Origin of the sequence: Naasia sp., from assembly GCF_025465545.1 — a bacterium.
Taxonomy (GTDB): domain Bacteria; phylum Actinomycetota; class Actinomycetes; order Actinomycetales; family Microbacteriaceae; genus Naasia.
The window spans coordinates 16,622-33,770 of sequence record NZ_JAODMK010000049.1 but is presented as its reverse complement, the minus strand read 5'-3'; the positions used below and the strand labels follow the sequence as shown (position 1 = coordinate 33,770).

Below are 17,149 nucleotides of genomic sequence, written 5' to 3'. Positions count from 1 at the left end.
ATGTGTTTGTCGTCCCTCCCGGACGTTGGGCGAATGCTTGGCACTCTGACATTCCGAGTGCTAATCAATCTTGGCAGTCGACCCCTGAGAGTGCAAGACGACCGGATCAGGGCGTCAGGGTGAGCAGACCGTCATCGGGAAGCAGCTCGATCCAGGTGTTGCCCGGGGCGAGCCGGGCAGGCAGCCCCAGGTCGTCGAGCAGCTGGATGGGGGCCGCACTGGCCGCCTTGGACCAGGTGACGTGCACAGCCTTGCCGCCGGTCGCCAGCCAGCCGTCGCCGCTCCCGACGAGCACCGTCTTCGGCACGGACCCGAAGGTCCGGTCGATCGCGACGCGGAGGACCACCACGTTGGTGGCGCCGAGCTGGGCGCCCGCAGAATCGGTGTCGGGCGCTCCCTCCTGCAGGCGCAGGTACTGCCCTCGTTTCGCGCTCCAGGCCCAGGCCGGATAGCGCGAGTCGGAGAAGACCACGTCGATCCGCGACACGGGATCCCCGCTCCGCCCTGCAGAGGACGAGGCGGCGTCGAGCCCGTAGGCGAACTGCTGGGGTGGGGCCGCCAGCTCTCGATGGGCCGAGATCAGCTCCGGGGCCCGGAGCAGCACATCGTGGGGGCTCTCCCGCTCATCGGTGCGGAAGAACAGTCCCGCCGTGTCGGCGTTGCCATGCACCGCGTTGTACAGGCCGGTGGCCTCCATCATGCCCACGAAGATCGGCTGACCGCCGGAGTAGGCGATGATGCCGCCGAACGGCGCGACGATATCCGGATCCATCGGCCGGATCGAGCGGATAGGGCCGATCAGGTCCGGCACATCCGAGTGCCAGACTCCGAGGTAGCGGGTGAGGCCGCCTTCGACGAGCTCCTCGAACACGACGTCGGCCCGCTCGAGGCCCCACTGCGGGCGGGCGTCCTCCAGGTTGTCGATCTTGGCAGCGAGCGCGGGGCGCCGCACGGAGCCGGCCGGAACCGTCGTGCCTCGCAGCGGAGCGATCTCGCTCGCGTTCGGCCCGGCGTAGCTCGACGTCGAGCTCGGGCGCGGCTCCGCCGGTGGCACGCCCGGGAAGCATCCGGAGAGCACGATCGTGACCGTCACGAGGGCGCCGACGGCCAGAACGGCACGCCGAAGAAGTGCCCGCTCCCCCGTCACGAGCCGAGGCTAACCGCTGGGAGGCGGTCCGCGGCACCAGCGCGCGGCGCTGACCCGCTTCGCCGGCAGGATCGCCGCTAGGCCAGCCGGACCTTCTCCGCCTGCGGGCCCTTGGCGCCCGCTCCCACTTCGAAGGTCACGACCTGACCCTCTTCGAGCGCCTTGTAGCCGGCCATGTCGATCGCCGAGTAGTGCACGAACACGTCCTGCCCGTCCCCGTCGACCGTGATGAAGCCGAAGCCCTTCTCAGCGTTGAACCACTTCACGGTTCCTTGCGCCATGTGTTACTCCCGAGTGCTGTTCCGCGGCGGCCGATGACCCGCCCGGACCGAGCCGGAAAGGACCGATCCGGGGGAATAGTAGCGAGCAGATCAGGACCGGAGCTCCCGGAATCCGGGCGGTTGCCGCGCATGTCGGGTATTGATCGAGAGATTAAACGTCGCGGAAACATGGCCGTCGCATAGCGCGCCGGCGCAGGGGTCACGCGGCGTCGGCGTAGTCGGCTCCGAGGATGATCGTGATCCGGTTGTCGCCCTCGACCACGAACTGGTCCGAGAGCCGGATCTGGACGTCGCCCAGCGCCGCGGCGAGGCCCTTGGCGGCGCCCTCCTGGGTGGGGTCCGTGTAGAAGACGACCGTCGTGTTCACGTCCGAGGCGTCCGCGTTGCTGCGGGAGCCCACCGTCCAGCCCTGAGAGGTGAGCAGGTCGCCCGCGGTGGCTGCGAGCCCGTCCACGGCCGTGCCGTTGAGGATCACCACGTTGACGGTGGGGTCCACGGTCGGCTGGACCACGGGCGCGTCGCCCGCCGCGGGGGTCTCGGAGGCCGGCGCGAAGGGGCTCGTGAAGGCCACTCGATCGTTGATCACGAACATGGCGAACACGCCGAGTCCCACCAGCACGGCAGTGGCGAGCGCCGCCCAGGCGAAGACGATCCACCCGCGCCCGCCGGGACGGGGCGCGCGATGGGCGCCCACCCGCTGCAGGTCGGCGGGCGGCCGGTCGAACCGGTCGGGGGGATGCGTGGTGGGCATGGCTCCTCAGCGAGTCGTCGGACGACGGCACGCGATGGTCACGTGGTGCGGCGGATGTTCATCCGGGCTTCGCGCCGGGCGAAGCGGGCGTCCCGCATGCGCTGCAGTCGCTTGATGAGCATGGGATCGTGCACGAGGGCCGCGGGCGAGTCGAGCAGGGCGCCGAGCAGCTGGTAGTACCGCGCAGCCGAGACCCCGAACTCCTCGCGGATGGCCTCCTCCTTCGCTCCGGCGTGACGCCACCAGGTCCGCTCGAAGGAGAGGATCGCGATCTCCCGCTCCGTGAGCGCGCTCTGGGGCGGCTCGGGGCGTTCGCGAGGCTGCATACCGGCGCTCACGGCACCTCCCTCCGGAATACGGTCATCCTAGGGACGGTTTTCCGTGGGGACGCACGCGACAGGCGGAGCCACCCGGACCCCGCCGCTCGTTCGCCCGGAAGGATCGACATGGCTTACAAGGTGCAGAAGAGCGACGCCGAGTGGCGGGCCAGCCTCTCGGAGGAGGAGTTCCAGGTGCTTCGCGGGGCAGCGACGGAGCGCGCCTGGACCGGCGCCCTCCTGGACGAGAAGCGCGGCGGCGTGTACACCTGTCGCGCCTGCGGCACCGAGGTGTTCCGGAGCACTGCCAAGTTCGAGTCGGGTTCCGGCTGGCCGAGCTTCTTCGAGCCGGTCAGCGAGGACGCGGTCGAGCTGAAGCGGGACGTCTCGTACGGCATGGTGCGCACCGAGGTTCTCTGCGCCACCTGCGGCTCGCACCTCGGGCATCTCTTCGACGACGCCCCGCAGACCCCCACGGGCGAGCGCTACTGCATGAACTCGATCTCTCTGGGTTTCGAGGAGAGGGCATGACGCCGCGGTCCCGGCGGATGCCCTCCGGGCGCCGCTGAGGACCGCAACCCTCCGGCCGGAGTGCGACCGTCCGCGGTTGCGCTTCGGCCGTTTCGCTGCGTCCGTCGGTCAGGGAGTCCGGACGCCCGCGGCGCGGAGCTCGAGGTCGGCGAGCGCCGCCACCGCTGCCGTGTCGCCCCGCTTCCAGGAGCCGACCGGATCCGCGTCGACCTCGAGCAGGCGCCGCGGCGCGGCTGTGGTGAGGGCACGCAGTGCCAGCAGCTCTGTGCCGGCGGTGGTGTCGGCGAGGCGCCGTGCGGTCGCCGCCCGGCGGGCGAAGGCGGCGCGCCGTCGCATCCAGCGCGGCAGCACCACGAGCATCGGCAGCAGCGCGACCAGGAGCCCAGCCACCACGGCGAGAGTCCGCACGAAGCGCTGCTGATCCTCCCCCGACTGCGCGAGGGCGGCGCCGACGCCGCTCGCCTCGCGGAAAGGGGCGGCCGCCGCGTCCCCGAGCAGCGGCAGGCCGCCGAGCGTGGAGGCGGCGTCCGTCATCGACTTCTGCAGCCCGCTGCCCGCATCGGCGACCTGCCGCCCGAAGTCCGCGAATGCGGCGATCGCACCCGAGACCGCGATCCCGAGCGCGATCGAGAGGACGACGAGGGCGATCGCGCCGAGGTCGGCTGCGACCTGCCGACTGCGAGCACCGGGGAAGGCCGAATAGAGCTGCATGCACCAACTCTGCACGCACGACCGGGTGGGAGCCGAGCGGACCGGCCACGCCGCGCGCCTTGTCCCGCGCCTCTCCCTCGTCCGTCGGGGCGCGCTGCGCGCAACCGTCCGGCCAAACTGCAGCGGCAGGCGGTTGCGGCTTGGCCGGACGGTCGCGTTCGACAGGACGGAAGGAGCCGGACTCAGCCGTGGTCGGCCTGGTACTGACGGATCACCGCGTCGAAGTCCTCTTCCGCATCCAGCCCCAGCGCGGCTGCCCGCGGCGTCCGGAAGCGCGCAGCCCAGCTGCCCACGATCGCCATCACGTTCGGGTCGTGGCCCCACTCGATCAAGCTGCTGGTGCCGGCGCCGGCGACCCTGTCCAGCGCGGCCGCCATGTCGGCGGGAGTCGTTGTGAGGGCGGGGAGATTCATCGCGGTTCGGCTGCCCCAGGTGGCGTCGTCGACCTCCGCCGCGCGCAGTATCCCCTCGATGGTGCGGCGTGGCGACGACAGCGCGATCGGCGTCTCGGCCGGCACGGGGCAGAACGCGCGCTCTCCTGCGAGAGGCTCCCGAATCATCCCGGACAGGAAGCTGGAGGCTGCCGCGTTCGGTCGTCCGGGCCGGACTGCCACGGTCATCAGCCGCACGCTGCGCCCCCGCACGAAGCCCCTCCGCGTGTAGTCCGCCAGCAGCTGCTCTCCCACGAACTTCTGGATGCCGTAGCTCGACTGGGGACGCGGCAGGGTGTCCTCGTCGACGACGCCGAGGGCAGAGCCGAACGGGTCCGACCCGAAGACGGCGAGGGAGCTGGTGAAGACGAGGATGGGCGGCGCGACCTGCGCTCTGGCCCACTCGAGCAGCACCCGGAATGCATCGAGGTTCGTCCGCATGCCGAGATCGAAGTCCGACTCGGCAGCGCTGCTGACCACGCCGGCAAGATGGAAGACGACGTCGGCGTCGCGGATCGCCGGCAGCGCGGCGCCCAGGTGCCCCGTCGCGGCGGTGACGCGCGGGTCGCTCGACAGATCCTGCGGAGGCCGGGCCAGATCGACGAGCACGAGCTCCGACACGTTCCGCGGCGTGCCCGCGCCCGCGACCACCGCCCCGGAGAGCAGACGTCGAGCGAGCAGGACTCCGAGGAACCCCGCGCCTCCGGTGATCACAATCTTCATCCGCCGTCCCCTCTGCTGCCCGGTCCGGTTGGTGAGAACGAGGAACCCAGCGCTCGGTGATGAATTCTGCCAGGACGGGAATCTGTCAGCGGCGGCCGCCGCGCTGCGGAGCTGCCGCAGCCCCTTCTCGGTGGGCGGAACCCGATATCTTCAGATGCCGGGAGCCACGACGCTGGGAGTAGCTGATGAGCAAGAAGGTCGACAACGCGAGCCGGGCACTGCGGGACGCGGTGAAGGAACACGCACGGTTGCTTTCGCGGTCGAAGACGAGGCCCGAGAAGCTGGAGAGGGCGGCGTGGAAGCTCCGCGCAGCAGCCCTTGCCTATACGCAACTGGTTCTCAGCCGCACGGGCACGACGAGCCCATTCGTCGAGATCCCCGACCCCCAGCTGGAGGACGCTTCGGTGAGCACTCTCACCGCCGAGCGGGACCGCCTCAAGGGTGAACGCGCGAAGCGCAAGATCAAGCCCGCCCCGGACGCTCGCACCAGCTAGCCTGGCCGCTCGTCCGCGGCGCCCACCGGCGAAACGGCTCATGGCGCCGTGCGGCGGGGCTGAGCCCGGCCCCACCAGCGTGCAGGATGCGCCGCTCCTTCGCCGTCGTCTACGTGCTCCTGGCCGCCCGTCTCGCGCACGTCGAGAAGGAGATGCGGTCCCGGGCGGAACCCGGCCGCCCGCCCATGCCTGCGGGGGAGGAGCGGAGCAGCGGCACCCCGGGCCGTCACGGGTCGGGGGCGCGCTCAAGGTCTGGAGCCGACTGCGGGACTTGAACCCGCAACCCCCTAATTACAAGTTAGGTGCGCTACCAATTGCGCCAAGCCGGCCTGCGGGCCTCCCCGCGGGTCAATGATACGGACGGCCCTATCCGGCCGGCGTCTCCAACGGGGTGGGCGTCGGAGTGGGCGTGGCCGACGGGGTCGCCGACTGCTGGAGCACGAATGCCGCGAACTCGTCCGGGTCGGTGAGCGAGCCGGTGTACGCCGTCCCGTTCACGATCACGGTCGGGGTGCCCTTCACGTTCTCCACGTCGGAATCCGGGAGCGGACCGGTGAGCGCTCGGTTGGTGGCGTCGGTCACCCAGCCGTTGAACGTCCCGTCGTTGATGCAGGACTCGATCTTGGCCGGCGACGTGACGCCAGCGGTCTTCGCGAGGTCGATCAGCTGCGAATTCGGCAGACCGGAGGTGTTCTCGGCGGGCTGGTTCGCGAAGAGCGCTGCGCTGTAGGCGAAGAAGGTGTCGGGCGAGTAGTTCGCCACGCATGCCGCTGCATTCGCGGCGCGGGTCGAGTAGCGGGTGCCCTGTGAACTGGCGTTGAGGATCGATATCGGGTGGATCTCGACCGTCGCGCTGCCCTGCGTCACCCATGCCTGGATCTGCTCGGCGTTCGTCGCCTCGAACTGTGCGCAGAAGGGGCAGAGGTAGTCGATGTAGACGCGGATGTCGACGACGTTGGCAGGGTTCGCCTCTGAGGGGATGGGATCCTCGTCGGCGGCGAGCGCAGGCGTCTGCACCGCGGCCAGGTCGGCTCCGATCTTGATGCCGTCGCTGGCCATGTTGGCCGGACCCGGTCCGGGCGGCCGGATCGAGTTCACGATGATGACCGCCACCACGGCGATGATGGCGAGGCTGACGATCGCGATGCCGCTGAACAGGAACAGCCTGTTGCGGCGCTCCCGGCGCTTCTGCTGCTCCCGCAGCTGGCGCGCCTTGTCTCGAGCCGCCTCGCGGCGCTCGTTCTTGGAGGGCCGGGACGAGTCTCCGCTGGTGGTCACAGAAGTTCTCCTTGTCGAGATGTGGCGCTGCCGCGGAAGGCGAATCGCCCTCAGGATCGTAGGCCGCCGGCCCTGGGAATCGTCGGAGCACGCGCTGAGCAGCGCTTTTCCGCGTGCATTCTTGCAGGTCCGGGCTCTCTTCCTGCCTGTCCAGCGTGCCATACTGGGCCCGTCGTCCGACGCTGGGCGACAGCTTCACTACGGATCGTCCGGCACGTACCTGCCGGTGAAGGAGATATCACCATGGCTTCGGTTACCTTTGACCACGCCACCCGGCTCTACCCGGGTTCCACCCGCCCCGCAGTCGACGCGCTGAACCTCGAGGTCGCCGACGGCGAATTCCTGGTCCTCGTCGGCCCGTCGGGCTGTGGCAAGTCCACCTCGCTCCGCATGCTGGCCGGCCTCGAAGAGGTCAACGCAGGCAGCATCCTGATCGGCGACCGCAACGTCACAGACGTTCCGCCGAAGGACCGCGACATCGCGATGGTCTTCCAGAACTACGCGCTGTACCCGCACATGACCGTCGCAGAGAACATGGGCTTCGCCCTGAAGATCGCCGGCATCAACAAGGACGAGCGTGCGACCCGCGTACTCGAGGCCGCGCGACTGCTCGACCTCGAGCCCTACCTGAACCGCAAGCCGAAGGCCCTCTCCGGTGGTCAGCGTCAGCGTGTCGCGATGGGCCGCGCGATCGTCCGTCAGCCTCAGGTGTTCCTCATGGACGAGCCGCTGTCGAACCTCGACGCCAAGCTCCGCGTGCAGACCCGCACGCAGATCGCGTCGCTGCAGCGCCGCCTGGGTGTCACCACGGTCTACGTGACCCACGACCAGACCGAGGCGCTGACCATGGGCGACCGCATCGCGGTCCTCAAGGACGGGCTCCTCCAGCAGGTCGGCACCCCCCGCGACCTCTACGAGGCCCCGAACAACGTGTTCGTCGCCGGCTTCATCGGCAGCCCCGCGATGAACCTGTTCACCGCGGACCTCACCGAGGGCGGGGTCCGCTTCGGCACGTCGGTGGTTCCGCTCGAGCGGAGCATCGGCGCGCAGGCGAGCGGCAGCCACGTCACGATCGGCGTGCGCCCCGAAGACATCGTCGTGTCGCAGACCCGCGGCGAGGGGCTCGCGGTCCACGTCGACCTGGTCGAGGAGCTCGGCGCGGACGGCTACCTCTACGGCCACTCCGACATCGACGGCAAGCGCACGGACATCGTGACGCGCGTCGACGGACGCATCCACCCGAGCATGGGCGAGACCGTCTACCTCACCGCGGCGCCCGGACACGTCCACGTGTTCGACGTGGAGAGCGGCGAGCGCCTCAGCAGCGCGGTCACCCTGGCCTGACGGTTCAGGACAGCGAAGGGCTCGCCGCGACTCCGCGGCGGGCCCTTCGGCTTTAAGCTGGGATTCTCATGGCCATCTCCGGTTCTCTCAACATCACGGCCGCGATGGTCGATCCCGCCCTCCTCGACCTTCCCTGGGACGTTCCCCTCGAGGATTGGCCGGAGAACACCATCGCCGCGCTGCCCAAGGGCATCTCGCGGCACCTGGTGCGCTTCGTGAACCTCTCCGGCTACGTCATCGCGGTGAAGGAGACGTCGGAGGACCTCGCGCGCCGCGAGTACGAGATGCTCCGCACCCTGCAGCGCATGGATGTCCCCTGTGTCGAACCGGTGGCGGTGATCTCCAACCGGGCGGACGAGAACGGCCAGCCGCTCGAGGCGGTCCTCGTCACGCGTCACCTCAAGTTCTCCCTCCCCTACCGTGCGCTGTTCTCGCAGGCACTCCGGCCGGACACGGCCACCCGGCTCGTGGATGCCCTGTCCCTGCTCCTCGTGCGACTGCACATCATCGGTTTCTTCTGGGGCGACGTGTCGCTCTCGAACACGCTCTTCCGCCGCGACGCCGGCTCGTTCGCCGCATACCTGGTGGATGCCGAGACCGGCAAGCTCTATACGGGCGGCGGCCTGTCGAACGGGCAGCGCGAGAACGACCTGGAGATCGCCCGCGTCAACATCGCGGGAGAGCTGATGGATCTCGCCGCCGGCGGCCGCGTCGAGGAGGACGTGGACCCCGTCGAGGTGAGCGAGCGGATCGTCGCCCAGTACCGGACGCTCTGGGCAGAGCTCACCGGCTGGGAGAGCTTCCCGGGCTACGAGCGCTGGCGCATCAATGAGCGGGTCGACCGCCTGAACGCCCTTGGCTTCGACATCGAGGAGCTCGCCATCCGCACGGACCAGGAGGGCACCCAGGTGCGGATCCAGCCCAAGGTGGTGGATGCGGGCCATCACCAGCGCCGCCTGATCCGGCTCACCGGCATCGACGCCGAGGAGAACCAGGCCAGGCGGCTGCTGAACGACCTCGACTCCTACGCGGCGACCTTCGGGCGCGAGGAGCAGGACGAGGAGGCGCTGGCGCACGAGTGGGTCGCCCAGGTCTTCGAGCCCGTCGTGCGCGCCATCCCCCGCGACCTGAAGGGCAAGCTCGAGCCCGCCGAGGTGTTCCACCAGCTGCTCGAGCACCGCTGGTTCATGTCCCAGAAGCAATCGCGTGACGTGCCTCTCGCCGAGGCGGTCGCCGCGTACATCGACGACATCCTCCGCCACCGCCGCGACGAGGCGACCGTCATCAACCCTCAGACGGGCATCCTCACGCTGCCGCTCGACGAGGAGGAGCTGGACGCAGAGCTCGACGCCGACGCCGACGGCGACTGGCGCTCCCGGGTCTGACTCCCGCTCCATCGACGGCCGCTCGAGTGCCCGTTCCGGCGCGAAGTGGCCGCTCTAGCGGGCACTCCGCGCCGGAACGGGCACACTCAGGGGTCAGCTCTTCGGCGCCCGCAGCTTCGAGATCTCGTAGAGGGCCACGCTCGCGGCGATGCCCGCGTTGAGCGATTCCGTCGTCGCGCTGATCGGGATCGAGACGACCGCGTCGCAGGTCTCCGTCACGAGGCGCGACAGGCCCTTGCCCTCGCTGCCCACGACCACCACGAGGGGGCCGCTCGCGAGCTCGAGTCCCGGCAGCGGGGTGTCACCGCCGCCGTCGAGGCCGATCACGAAGAGCCCGCGCTCCTTGAGCGACTTGAGCGTCTGGGTGAGGTTCGGCGCCATGGCCACCGGCACGCGCGCGGCGGCGCCGGCCGAGGTCTTCCAAGCGGACGCGGTGAGGCCGACCGACCGGCGCTGCGGCACGATGACGCCCTGACCGCCGAACGCGGCAACCGAGCGGATGATCGCGCCGAGGTTGCGGGGGTCGGTGATGCCGTCCACCGCCACGAGCAGCGGCACCGCCTTCGTCCGCTCGACCGTGTCGAGCAGCTCGAGTGGGTGCGCGTATTCGTAGGGCGGCACCTTGAGCGCGATGCCCTGGCTCACGTTGTCGTCGCCGGTGAGCCGGTCGAGCTCGGGCCGGGTGATCTCCATCAGCGGGATGCCGCGGCGCCCGGCCAGGGCGATCGCCTCCCGGACCCGATCGTCCATCTCGAGCTTGAGGGCGATGTAGAGGGCGGTCGCCGGAATCCGGGCGCGGAGCGCCTCCACCACCGAGTTGCGGCCGGCAACGATCTCCGACTCATCGGTCGACTTCGCGCGTCGAGCCGGGCGCTGCTGGCCCGCGACCCGCTGGCCGCCGGGGCGGGCGGCCGCCCGGTCGGCCGCCGCCTTCCGCTTGCCTGCGGGGTGGTAGTCGCGATCCTCCGCCTTGGGCGTCGGTCCCCGGCCCTGCAGCGCCTGCCGGCCCTGCCCGCCCGAACCGACCTTCGGCCCCTTCGAGTTCTTCCGGACGGCCCCGGGCCGTCCCTGCCTATTCGCCATCAATGCTCCAATGTGTTCCGTTCGCGGAGTCCTCGAGCACGATGCCCGCCTCCGCCAGTTCTGTCCGAATGCGATCCGCCTGGGCGAAGTCGCGGGATCCCCGGGCCTCCTGGCGGTCGGTGAGCAGCCGTTCGACGAGCGCCTGCAGCGCCCGCCGGGCCGGCTCGTCCTGCCCGCGCCGCCAGACGGGATCGGCGGGGTCGATGCCGAGCACCTGCGTCATGGCGCGCGCCTCCGCCCGGCGGTCGGCCGCGGTGGCGAGATCGTCCCCGTCGAGTGCCGCGTTGCCGGCGCGAACGGTCTCATGCAGCACCGCTAGCGCCTCGGGCACCCCGAGGTCGTCGTCGAGGGCATCGGCGAAGGCTGCAGGGACGGTGCCCACCTGGCCGGAGGTGATCTGCGTGCCGTCGAGGCGACGGGAGGCGCGGTCGAGGAAGCCCTCGATGCGGTCGAACGCCGCCTCCGCCTCGGTCAGGGCGCCGTCGTGGTAGTCGAGCACCGAGCGGTAGTGGGCCGCTGCCAGGTAGTAGCGAACGACGACGGGGCGGGCGAGCTGCAGCAGGTCCGCCGCGAACACGGAGTTGCCGAGCGACTTCGACATCTTCTGGCCGTCGACGTTCACCAGGCCGTTGTGCACCCAGTACCGGGCGAAGCCGCGTCCGGCGGCAGTGGACTGGGCGAGCTCGTTCTCGTGATGGGGAAACCGCAGATCCAGCCCGCCGCCGTGGATGTCGAACTCGTCGCCGAGGTAGCGGGCCGACATCGCCGAGCATTCGATGTGCCAGCCGGGACGGCCGGGACCCCACGGGGACGCCCACGCGGCGGACTCGGGCTCCTCGGGCTTGTGCCCCTTCCAGAGCGCGAAGTCCCGGGAGTCGCGCTTGCCACGGGGGTCGGCGTCCGCCGCCGTGACCATGTCGTCGGGGGACTGCCGCGTGAGCGCTCCGTAGGCCGGCCAGCTGCGGGTGTCGAAGTACACGTCACCCGAGCCATCGGGTGCCGGATAGGCGTGACCGCGGTCGATGAGCTGCGCGATGAGCTGCTGCATCTGCTGCACGCTGGCGGTGGCCCGCGGCTCATAGGTGGGCGCGAGCACGCCGAGTTGGGTGTACGCGGCGGTGAACTCGAGCTCGTAGCGGTAGGCGAGAGCCCACCACGACTCCGCAGGGACACCGCCGGTGGCGCTGGCCTGCGCGTTGACGAGGATCTTGTCGTCGATGTCGGTGACGTTCCGCACGAACGTGACCCGGTACCCGCGGTAGGTCAGCCAGCGACGCCAGAGGTCGTAGACGAGCGCGGAGCGGAGGTGGCCGATGTGCGGCGAGGACTGCACGGTGGGTCCGCAGACGTACAGCCCGGCCGCGCCGGGCACGAGCGGCTCGAAGTCCCTCAGCCCGGCCGCGAGGGAGTCGTACAGTCGCAGCGCCACGCAACTAGCTTAGGGAAGCCGGGCGGCGGGCCGGACGAGAGCTGTGGCGATCGCCGCCACCCCTTCGCCCCGGCCGGTGAAGCCGAGCCCGTCGGAGGTGGTGGCGGTCACGCTCACCGGAGCACCGATCAGGGCCGAGAGGGCCGCCTCTGCCTCCCGGCGGCGAGCGGAGAACCGCGGCCGGGCGGCCACGATCTGCACGGAGACGTTGCCGGGCTCGAAGCCGTTCGCGCGGAGCAGGGCGAGCGTCTCCCGCAGGAACACCGCGCCTTCCGCTCCCGCGTAGCGGGGATCTGCAGTGCCGAACCGCTCGCCGATGTCGCCCAGGCCCGCGGCGGAGAGCAGGGCGTCGCAGATGGCGTGCGCAACGGCGTCACCGTCGCTGTGCCCGGCCAGCGGCGGCTCGCCCGGCCAGGCGAGCGTGGCGAGGCGGAGCTCACCGTCGCCGCCGAACGCGTGCACGTCGATGCCGATCCCCGTGCGGGGCGGAGCGCCAGGAGCGAGCAGCTGCTCGGCGCGGGCGAGATCGGCGGGCGTGGTGATCTTGAAGGCAAGCGGGTGACCGGGGACGACGATCACAGGCTGCCCGGCGGCCGCGAACACCGCCGCGTCGTCCGTGTACTCCTGCTCGGCGCGCCCGTAGGCCTTCTCGAGGGAAGCGCGTGGGAAGCCCTGAGGCGTCTGCACCGCGGACAGCTCGGAGCGGTCGATCGTCGCCAGCACGGCGCCATCCGGACCGAGGCGCTTGATGGTGTCTGCCACCGGAAGCCCCGGCACCACCCCACCTCCGGTCCGCCGCACCGCGTCGACCACCGCGTCGAAGAGGGATGCCGGCGCCAGAGCGCGTGCCGCATCGTGCACGAGCACCGTCCGCACCGAGCCGACCAGTGCCGCCAGCCCGGCCGCGACGGACTGCTGGCGGCTCTCGCCCCCGGCCACGACCGTGGCCCGAGACCCCAGCAGCTCCTCGGCGCGCGTCTGAAGCGTCGCGGGCACCACCGAGACCACCTGCACGGGCTCGCCCATGCTTCGAGCGGCATGAACGGCGCGCTCGACGAGCGGAACACCTCCCAGCGCCACGAAGCCCTTGGGGATGCCACCGCCCAGCCGCGTGCCGCTGCCTGCTGCGACGATCACGACGGCGACGGACGGCTCGCCCGTCACCGACTGATCTCCGTGCGAGGGGTCAGGAGGCGAGGACCTCGTCGAGGACCGTGGACGCCTGGTCCTCGTCGGTCTTCTCGGCGAGAGCCAGCTCGGAGATGAGGATCTGCCGGGCCTTGGCCAGCATCCGCTTCTCGCCGGCCGACAGCCCGCGATCCTGGTCACGGCGCCAGAGGTCGCGGACGACCTCGGACACCTTGATCACGTCGCCCGACGCGAGCTTCTCCAGGTTCGCCTTGTAGCGGCGCGACCAGTTGGTCGGCTCCTCGGTGAACGGGGCGCGAAGCACCTCGAACACGCGGTCCAGGCCCTCCTTGCCGATGACGTCACGGACGCCGACGAGGTCGACATTGTCCGCGGGAACCTCGATGGTGAGGTCGCCCTGAGTCACGTTCAGCTTGAGGTATACCTTCTCCTCACCCTTCACCATCCTCTTCTTGACCTCTGTGATGGTTGCTGCCCCGTGATGGGGATATACGACAGTCTCGCCGACCTCGAAAAGCATGGGTGATGAGTCCTTTCGACCGGCGACAATTCTAGCACAGCGGCCGTATGACGGCCCGGTCGTCCCCTGGGGGCAGCACGTGAGTGCAGTAGGCTCGGCAGAGGCGGACGGCGACCGGATCGCGCCCCCCGCGGGGGCGGAGAAGCGATCCCCCTGCAGATCCCGATCCGCAGGGAGGAAGACAGTGCTCAAGTCTCGTGCGGCGGTGTCCGCACTGCTCGCGGCCATGCTCACCGTCGGCCTCACGGCCTGTGGCTTCGGCGCCCCGCAGCTTCCCCGCACGTACGACCCGAGTGACGGCGTCGGCGCAGAGGTGGGCGAGCTCGCCGTGCGCAACGCACTCCTCGTGACCACGGACGGCACCCGCGCCTCCCTGATCGTCTCGGTCATCAACCAGACCGACGCACAGCAGGCGCTCACGGTGCAGTACGAGAGCACCTCCGCGACGGCGACCGGCGGGCGGGCGAGCGTCAACCTGTCCGTGCCGGCGTCCTCGACGGTCACCTACGGCTTCGCGGCGTCCGACCAGGTGGTGCTCGAAGGCGTCGACACGAAGCCGGGATCGCTGTTCCCGGTCTACTTCCAGAGCGGCAACGCGGAGGGCTCCGAGCTGAAGGTGCCCGTGCTGGACTCCGCCCTCGCCGAGTACAGCACCCTCACCCCGAGCCCCTCCCCTGCCGCGGTCGTCCCGAGCGCGGTCCCCACGCCGATCAGCACGCCGACGCCGGGAACGGTCCCCGAGGGCGACAACACGGGCAACACCCAGCCGGGCGACTCGGTCGACTCCGGCCAGTAGGCGCTCCGCCGCCGGCGATCAGACCGGCGGGAGATCCTCGATGCGGTAACCCAGGCCCCGCACCGTCACGAGCAGGGTCGGCTCGGACGGGGACTCCTCGATCTTCGCCCGGACCCGCTTGATGTGCACGTCGAGGGTCTTGGTGTCGCCGAAGTAGTCGGAACCCCAGATGCGGTCGATCAGCTGACCGCGGGTGAGCACCCGGCCTGCGTTGCGCAGGAGGAACTCGAGCAGGTCGAACTCCTTCAACGGCATCGCGGTGGCCTGGCCGTGCACGGTCACGATGTGGCGCTCGACATCCATCCGCACCGGCCCGACGTGCAGCACGTTCTGATCGTCGCCCGGCTCCACCTGGCGGCGCAGGACCGCGCGGATCCGGGCGAGGAGCTCCCGCGTCGAGTATGGCTTCGTGACGTAGTCGTCCGCCCCGAGCTCGAGGCCCACGACGATGTCCACCTCGGAGTCCTTGGCGGTGAGCATGATGATCGGCACCGACGAGCGGGTGCGGATCTCCCGGCACACCTCGGTCCCCGGCAGTCCCGGCAGCATCAGGTCGAGCAGCACCAGATCCGGCGCCGCCCGAGCGAACTCGGTGATCGCCGACGGGCCATCCGCTGCCACCGTCACCTGGTAGCCCTCCCGCGAGAGCAGGTAGGCGAGCGGCTCGCTGATGGCGGGTTCGTCCTCGACGAGCAGAAGGTTGGTCATGGGTTCCTCTCCAGTCCCAGGGCAGCAGCCCGAGCGGGCGTGGCCTCCGGCAGGCGCAGGGTGAAGGTCGAGCCACGGCCGGGCTGAGACCAGAGCCGCACCTCGCCGCCATGGTTCTGGACCACGTGCTTGACGATGCTGAGCCCGAGACCGGACCCGCCCGTGTGCCTCGACCGAGCCGGATCGACGCGGTAGAACCGCTCGAACACCCGCTCGCGGTCCTCCTCGGCGATGCCGACGCCCTGATCGGTCACCGACAACTCGATGAGCCCCTCATTCCTCCGGACCCCCACACCCACCCGGGAGCCCTTCGGCGAGTATTGGATGGCATTGGAGATCACGTTGTGCAGGGCCACGATGAGCAGCGGCTCGTCCCCGTAGACCTCGGTGTGCTTCGCTCCGCCCCGGACCAGTTCGATGTCGCGGGCGGCAGCAACCACCGAGTTCTGATCGATCGCGCTCGCCACCACGTGGTCCACGTCGATGAGGTCCGGCGAATCGAGGGGGTCCCCCGACTGAAGCCGCGACAGCTCGATGATCTCCTGGGTGATGCGGGCGAGGCGACCTGCCTCAGTGCTGAGCCGGCCGGCGAACCGGCGGACCTGGTCGGGATCGTCTGCAGCGGAGTCCAGTGCTTCCGAGAGGAGCGAGACCGCCCCGATCGGGGTCTTGAGCTCGTGACTCACGTTCGCCACGAAATCCCGGCGGACGTCCTCCAGCCGCAAGGCATCCGAGCGGTCGTCGACGAGCAGCAGGACGAACCGGGCGCCCAGGCGAGCGGCCCGCACCGACACGTGCAGGAGCGCGGCGTCCCCGAACAGACCCCGAGGCAGCGCCAGATTGCGGAGGATCGGCTCGTCGCTCGCCCTCGCCTCATCCACGACCGCGACGAGGGACGGATAGAGCAGCGCCCGCTGGTGCACCAGGCCCAGAGCCGCGGCCCCCGGGGACAGCTTGACGACCGTGTTCGACGGGTCCACGACGATGCCTGCGGAATCGAGGGCATCGAGAACGCCTCCGATGCCGTCGGGCACCTCTTTGGAGACCGCCTCGGCCGCGCGCTGTCCGGCGCGGATCGCCGCGATCATGAGCGCGGTGATCCCCCCGCCGACGACGAGCCCGAAGAGCAAGGCCAGCGGCACCAGCCAAGCTGAAAGCATGTCGAATACACTATGAGAATCATGGCCCCCGCCCGTCCGCGGGGGGCGACGGCGAGGCGCAATTCTGATTCCGTTCAGGATTCCGACGCCTCCCGTTCACCTCGAGCGGCGAAGCTGGCCAATCGACGAGCGGCCGGGGCCGCGGTAGGGAGTGCGGCATGCGCGAGGTCTTCCAGCAGGAGCTCACCGAGGTTCGGGAGCGACTGGTGACCATCGCGGACCTGGTCGCGACATCGATCGAGCTCGCCACTCGAGCCTTCAACGAGTCCGATGTCGGTCTCGCCGAGACGGTCATCGCCGAAGACAACCGGATCGATGAGCTTGCACTCAGCCTCGACGAGCTCGCCATCAACATCCTCGCCCGGCAGCAGCCCGTCGCCCGGGATCTCCGCGTCGTCGTCAGCGCCCTGCGGATCAGCGCCTCGCTCGAGCGGATGGGGGACATGAGCTCGCACATCGCCCAGCTGGCCCGCTACCGATTCCCGGACAAGGTCGTCCCCAAGGGCCTCCGCAGCACCTTCCAGGAGATGGGCCGGCTCGACGTCAGCATGGCCCGCAAACTCGCCGAACTCCTCCGCACCGAAGATCTGGGGCTCGCCGAAGAGATCCGCAACGACGACGACAGCATCGACGAGCTCCACCTCAGCGTCTTCGACAAGGTGCTCGGGGAGACCTGGAAAGGCAAGGCCGTCGATACGGTCGACGCGACACTCGCCTCCAGGTATCACGAGCGGTTCGCCGATCACGCGGTGTCGATTGCGAAAAAGGTTCAGTATCTGGCTACGGGTGACTGGGTGGTCGCTTCGTCCTGATGTCGCCGCGCTGGGGGCGGCGTCGTCGACCGGTGCTCAGACAGTTGGGCGCCGAGCGTGGCTCCCAAAACTCGCCCTCGGCCGAGAATGCCACCTCCA

At 70.1% G+C, this 17,149-nt stretch carries 19 protein-coding genes and 1 tRNA gene; 6 read left to right on the top strand and 14 right to left on the bottom strand.

Going from position 1 to position 17,149, the window contains the following annotated elements:
* Positions 1-106 precede the first annotated feature (106 nt).
* The 4 genes from JWR33_RS12870 to JWR33_RS12855 all read right to left on the bottom strand — a co-directional run bounded on the left by JWR33_RS12870 (position 107) and on the right by JWR33_RS12855 (position 2,505).
* Positions 107-1,147 (bottom strand): DUF3048 domain-containing protein, encoded by a 1,041-nt coding sequence (locus JWR33_RS12870; protein ID WP_297412315.1) that lies wholly within the window; start codon positions 1,145-1,147, stop codon positions 107-109.
* Between the two features lie 77 nt (positions 1,148-1,224).
* The gene (locus tag JWR33_RS12865) at positions 1,225-1,428 is read right to left on the bottom strand and encodes a cold-shock protein (protein ID WP_297412314.1); all 204 of its coding nucleotides are present in this window, start codon (positions 1,426-1,428) and stop codon (positions 1,225-1,227) included.
* Between the two features lie 199 nt (positions 1,429-1,627).
* Positions 1,628-2,179, bottom strand: a complete 552-nt coding sequence (locus JWR33_RS12860; RefSeq protein ID WP_297412313.1) for a LytR C-terminal domain-containing protein — start codon at positions 2,177-2,179, stop codon at positions 1,628-1,630.
* Positions 2,180-2,217: 38 nt separating this feature from the next.
* Entirely contained in the window at positions 2,218-2,505 is a 288-nt protein-coding gene (locus JWR33_RS12855; RefSeq protein ID WP_297412317.1) for a DUF3263 domain-containing protein, read from the bottom strand.
* 120 nt (positions 2,506-2,625) lie between these two features.
* On the opposite strand from JWR33_RS12855, the gene msrB reads away from it, so the two are divergent.
* Entirely contained in the window at positions 2,626-3,027 is a 402-nt protein-coding gene (msrB, locus tag JWR33_RS12850) for a peptide-methionine (R)-S-oxide reductase MsrB (RefSeq protein ID WP_297412312.1), read from the top strand.
* A 108-nt stretch (positions 3,028-3,135) separates the two neighbouring features.
* Here the strand turns inward: msrB and JWR33_RS12845 are convergent, their stop codons facing one another.
* Positions 3,136-3,738 (bottom strand): hypothetical protein, encoded by a 603-nt coding sequence (locus tag JWR33_RS12845; RefSeq protein ID WP_297412311.1) that lies wholly within the window; start codon positions 3,736-3,738, stop codon positions 3,136-3,138.
* A 182-nt stretch (positions 3,739-3,920) separates the two neighbouring features.
* Entirely contained in the window at positions 3,921-4,892 is a 972-nt protein-coding gene (gene denD / locus JWR33_RS12840) for a D-erythronate dehydrogenase (RefSeq protein WP_297412310.1), read from the bottom strand.
* A gap of 185 nt (positions 4,893-5,077) precedes the next feature.
* On the opposite strand from denD, the gene JWR33_RS12835 reads away from it, so the two are divergent.
* Positions 5,078-5,386 (top strand): hypothetical protein, encoded by a 309-nt coding sequence (locus JWR33_RS12835; protein WP_297412309.1) that lies wholly within the window; start codon positions 5,078-5,080, stop codon positions 5,384-5,386.
* 253 nt (positions 5,387-5,639) lie between these two features.
* On the opposite strand, the gene JWR33_RS12830 is transcribed toward JWR33_RS12835, so the two are convergent.
* Together JWR33_RS12830 and JWR33_RS12825 are read right to left on the bottom strand one after the other, a co-directional pair.
* A tRNA-Thr gene (locus JWR33_RS12830) sits at positions 5,640-5,715 on the bottom strand.
* Positions 5,716-5,752: 37 nt separating this feature from the next.
* Positions 5,753-6,664, bottom strand: coding sequence for a thioredoxin domain-containing protein (locus JWR33_RS12825; protein ID WP_297412308.1), 912 nt, complete (start codon positions 6,662-6,664; stop codon positions 5,753-5,755).
* Between the two features lie 243 nt (positions 6,665-6,907).
* Here JWR33_RS12825 and ugpC point away from each other — a divergent pair, with 243 nt between their 5' ends.
* Entirely contained in the window at positions 6,908-8,008 is a 1,101-nt protein-coding gene (gene ugpC / locus JWR33_RS12820; RefSeq protein ID WP_297412307.1) for a sn-glycerol-3-phosphate ABC transporter ATP-binding protein UgpC, read from the top strand.
* 74 nt (positions 8,009-8,082) lie between these two features.
* Positions 8,083-9,393, top strand: coding sequence for a DUF4032 domain-containing protein (locus JWR33_RS12815; protein ID WP_297412316.1), 1,311 nt, complete (start codon positions 8,083-8,085; stop codon positions 9,391-9,393).
* Between the two features lie 93 nt (positions 9,394-9,486).
* Here the strand turns inward: JWR33_RS12815 and rlmB are convergent, their stop codons facing one another.
* The 4 genes from rlmB to JWR33_RS12795 are packed head-to-tail and all read right to left on the bottom strand — an operon-like array spanning position 9,487 to position 13,574.
* Positions 9,487-10,476, bottom strand: a complete 990-nt coding sequence (gene rlmB, locus JWR33_RS12810; protein WP_297412306.1) for a 23S rRNA (guanosine(2251)-2'-O)-methyltransferase RlmB — start codon at positions 10,474-10,476, stop codon at positions 9,487-9,489.
* On the bottom strand, positions 10,466-11,905 hold the full coding sequence (gene cysS / locus JWR33_RS12805; protein WP_297412305.1) for a cysteine--tRNA ligase: 1,440 nt from the start codon (positions 11,903-11,905) through the stop codon (positions 10,466-10,468). The genes rlmB and cysS overlap by 11 nt, the downstream gene beginning before the upstream one ends.
* 9 nt (positions 11,906-11,914) lie before the next feature.
* Positions 11,915-13,069, bottom strand: coding sequence for a 2-C-methyl-D-erythritol 4-phosphate cytidylyltransferase (gene ispD / locus JWR33_RS12800; RefSeq protein ID WP_297412304.1), 1,155 nt, complete (start codon positions 13,067-13,069; stop codon positions 11,915-11,917).
* A gap of 22 nt (positions 13,070-13,091) precedes the next feature.
* A complete protein-coding gene (locus JWR33_RS12795) occupies positions 13,092-13,574 on the bottom strand; it encodes a CarD family transcriptional regulator (protein ID WP_286278258.1) in 483 nt (160 codons plus the stop codon).
* Between the two features lie 184 nt (positions 13,575-13,758).
* Between JWR33_RS12795 and JWR33_RS12790 the strand changes: the two genes are divergently transcribed.
* Positions 13,759-14,370: a DNA modification methylase gene (locus tag JWR33_RS12790; protein ID WP_297412303.1), complete on the top strand. Its 612-nt coding sequence runs from the start codon at positions 13,759-13,761 to the stop codon at positions 14,368-14,370.
* Between the two features lie 18 nt (positions 14,371-14,388).
* Here the strand turns inward: JWR33_RS12790 and JWR33_RS12785 are convergent, their stop codons facing one another.
* Both JWR33_RS12785 and JWR33_RS12780 read right to left on the bottom strand, forming a co-directional pair.
* Entirely contained in the window at positions 14,389-15,078 is a 690-nt protein-coding gene (locus JWR33_RS12785; RefSeq protein WP_297412302.1) for a response regulator transcription factor, read from the bottom strand.
* Entirely contained in the window at positions 15,075-16,238 is a 1,164-nt protein-coding gene (locus JWR33_RS12780; protein ID WP_297412301.1) for an ATP-binding protein, read from the bottom strand. The genes JWR33_RS12785 and JWR33_RS12780 overlap by 4 nt, the downstream gene beginning before the upstream one ends.
* Before the next feature lie 158 nt (positions 16,239-16,396).
* Between JWR33_RS12780 and phoU the strand changes: the two genes are divergently transcribed.
* Positions 16,397-17,050 carry a phosphate signaling complex protein PhoU gene (gene phoU / locus JWR33_RS12775; RefSeq protein WP_297412300.1) on the top strand — a complete coding sequence of 218 codons (654 nt, stop codon included), beginning with the start codon at positions 16,397-16,399 and terminating at the stop codon, positions 17,048-17,050.
* Positions 17,051-17,149: the final 99 nt, after the last annotated feature.

Coding starts and splice junctions, on each gene's coding strand:
- JWR33_RS12860 (WP_297412313.1), bottom strand. CDS start 2,179: ATGCCCACCACGCATCCCCCCGACCGGTTCGACCGGCCGCCCGCCGAC.
- JWR33_RS12865 (WP_297412314.1), bottom strand. CDS start 1,428: ATGGCGCAAGGAACCGTGAAGTGGTTCAACGCTGAGAAGGGCTTCGGC.
- phoU (WP_297412300.1), top strand. CDS start 16,397: ATGCGCGAGGTCTTCCAGCAGGAGCTCACCGAGGTTCGGGAGCGACTG.
- JWR33_RS12780 (WP_297412301.1), bottom strand. CDS start 16,238: ATGCTTTCAGCTTGGCTGGTGCCGCTGGCCTTGCTCTTCGGGCTCGTC.
- JWR33_RS12845 (WP_297412311.1), bottom strand. CDS start 3,738: ATGCAGCTCTATTCGGCCTTCCCCGGTGCTCGCAGTCGGCAGGTCGCA.
- JWR33_RS12795 (WP_286278258.1), bottom strand. CDS start 13,574: ATGCTTTTCGAGGTCGGCGAGACTGTCGTATATCCCCATCACGGGGCA.
- msrB (WP_297412312.1), top strand. CDS start 2,626: ATGGCTTACAAGGTGCAGAAGAGCGACGCCGAGTGGCGGGCCAGCCTC.
- denD (WP_297412310.1), bottom strand. CDS start 4,892: ATGAAGATTGTGATCACCGGAGGCGCGGGGTTCCTCGGAGTCCTGCTC.
- JWR33_RS12855 (WP_297412317.1), bottom strand. CDS start 2,505: ATGCAGCCTCGCGAACGCCCCGAGCCGCCCCAGAGCGCGCTCACGGAG.
- ugpC (WP_297412307.1), top strand. CDS start 6,908: ATGGCTTCGGTTACCTTTGACCACGCCACCCGGCTCTACCCGGGTTCC.
- JWR33_RS12785 (WP_297412302.1), bottom strand. CDS start 15,078: ATGACCAACCTTCTGCTCGTCGAGGACGAACCCGCCATCAGCGAGCCG.
- JWR33_RS12835 (WP_297412309.1), top strand. CDS start 5,078: ATGAGCAAGAAGGTCGACAACGCGAGCCGGGCACTGCGGGACGCGGTG.
- rlmB (WP_297412306.1), bottom strand. CDS start 10,476: ATGGCGAATAGGCAGGGACGGCCCGGGGCCGTCCGGAAGAACTCGAAG.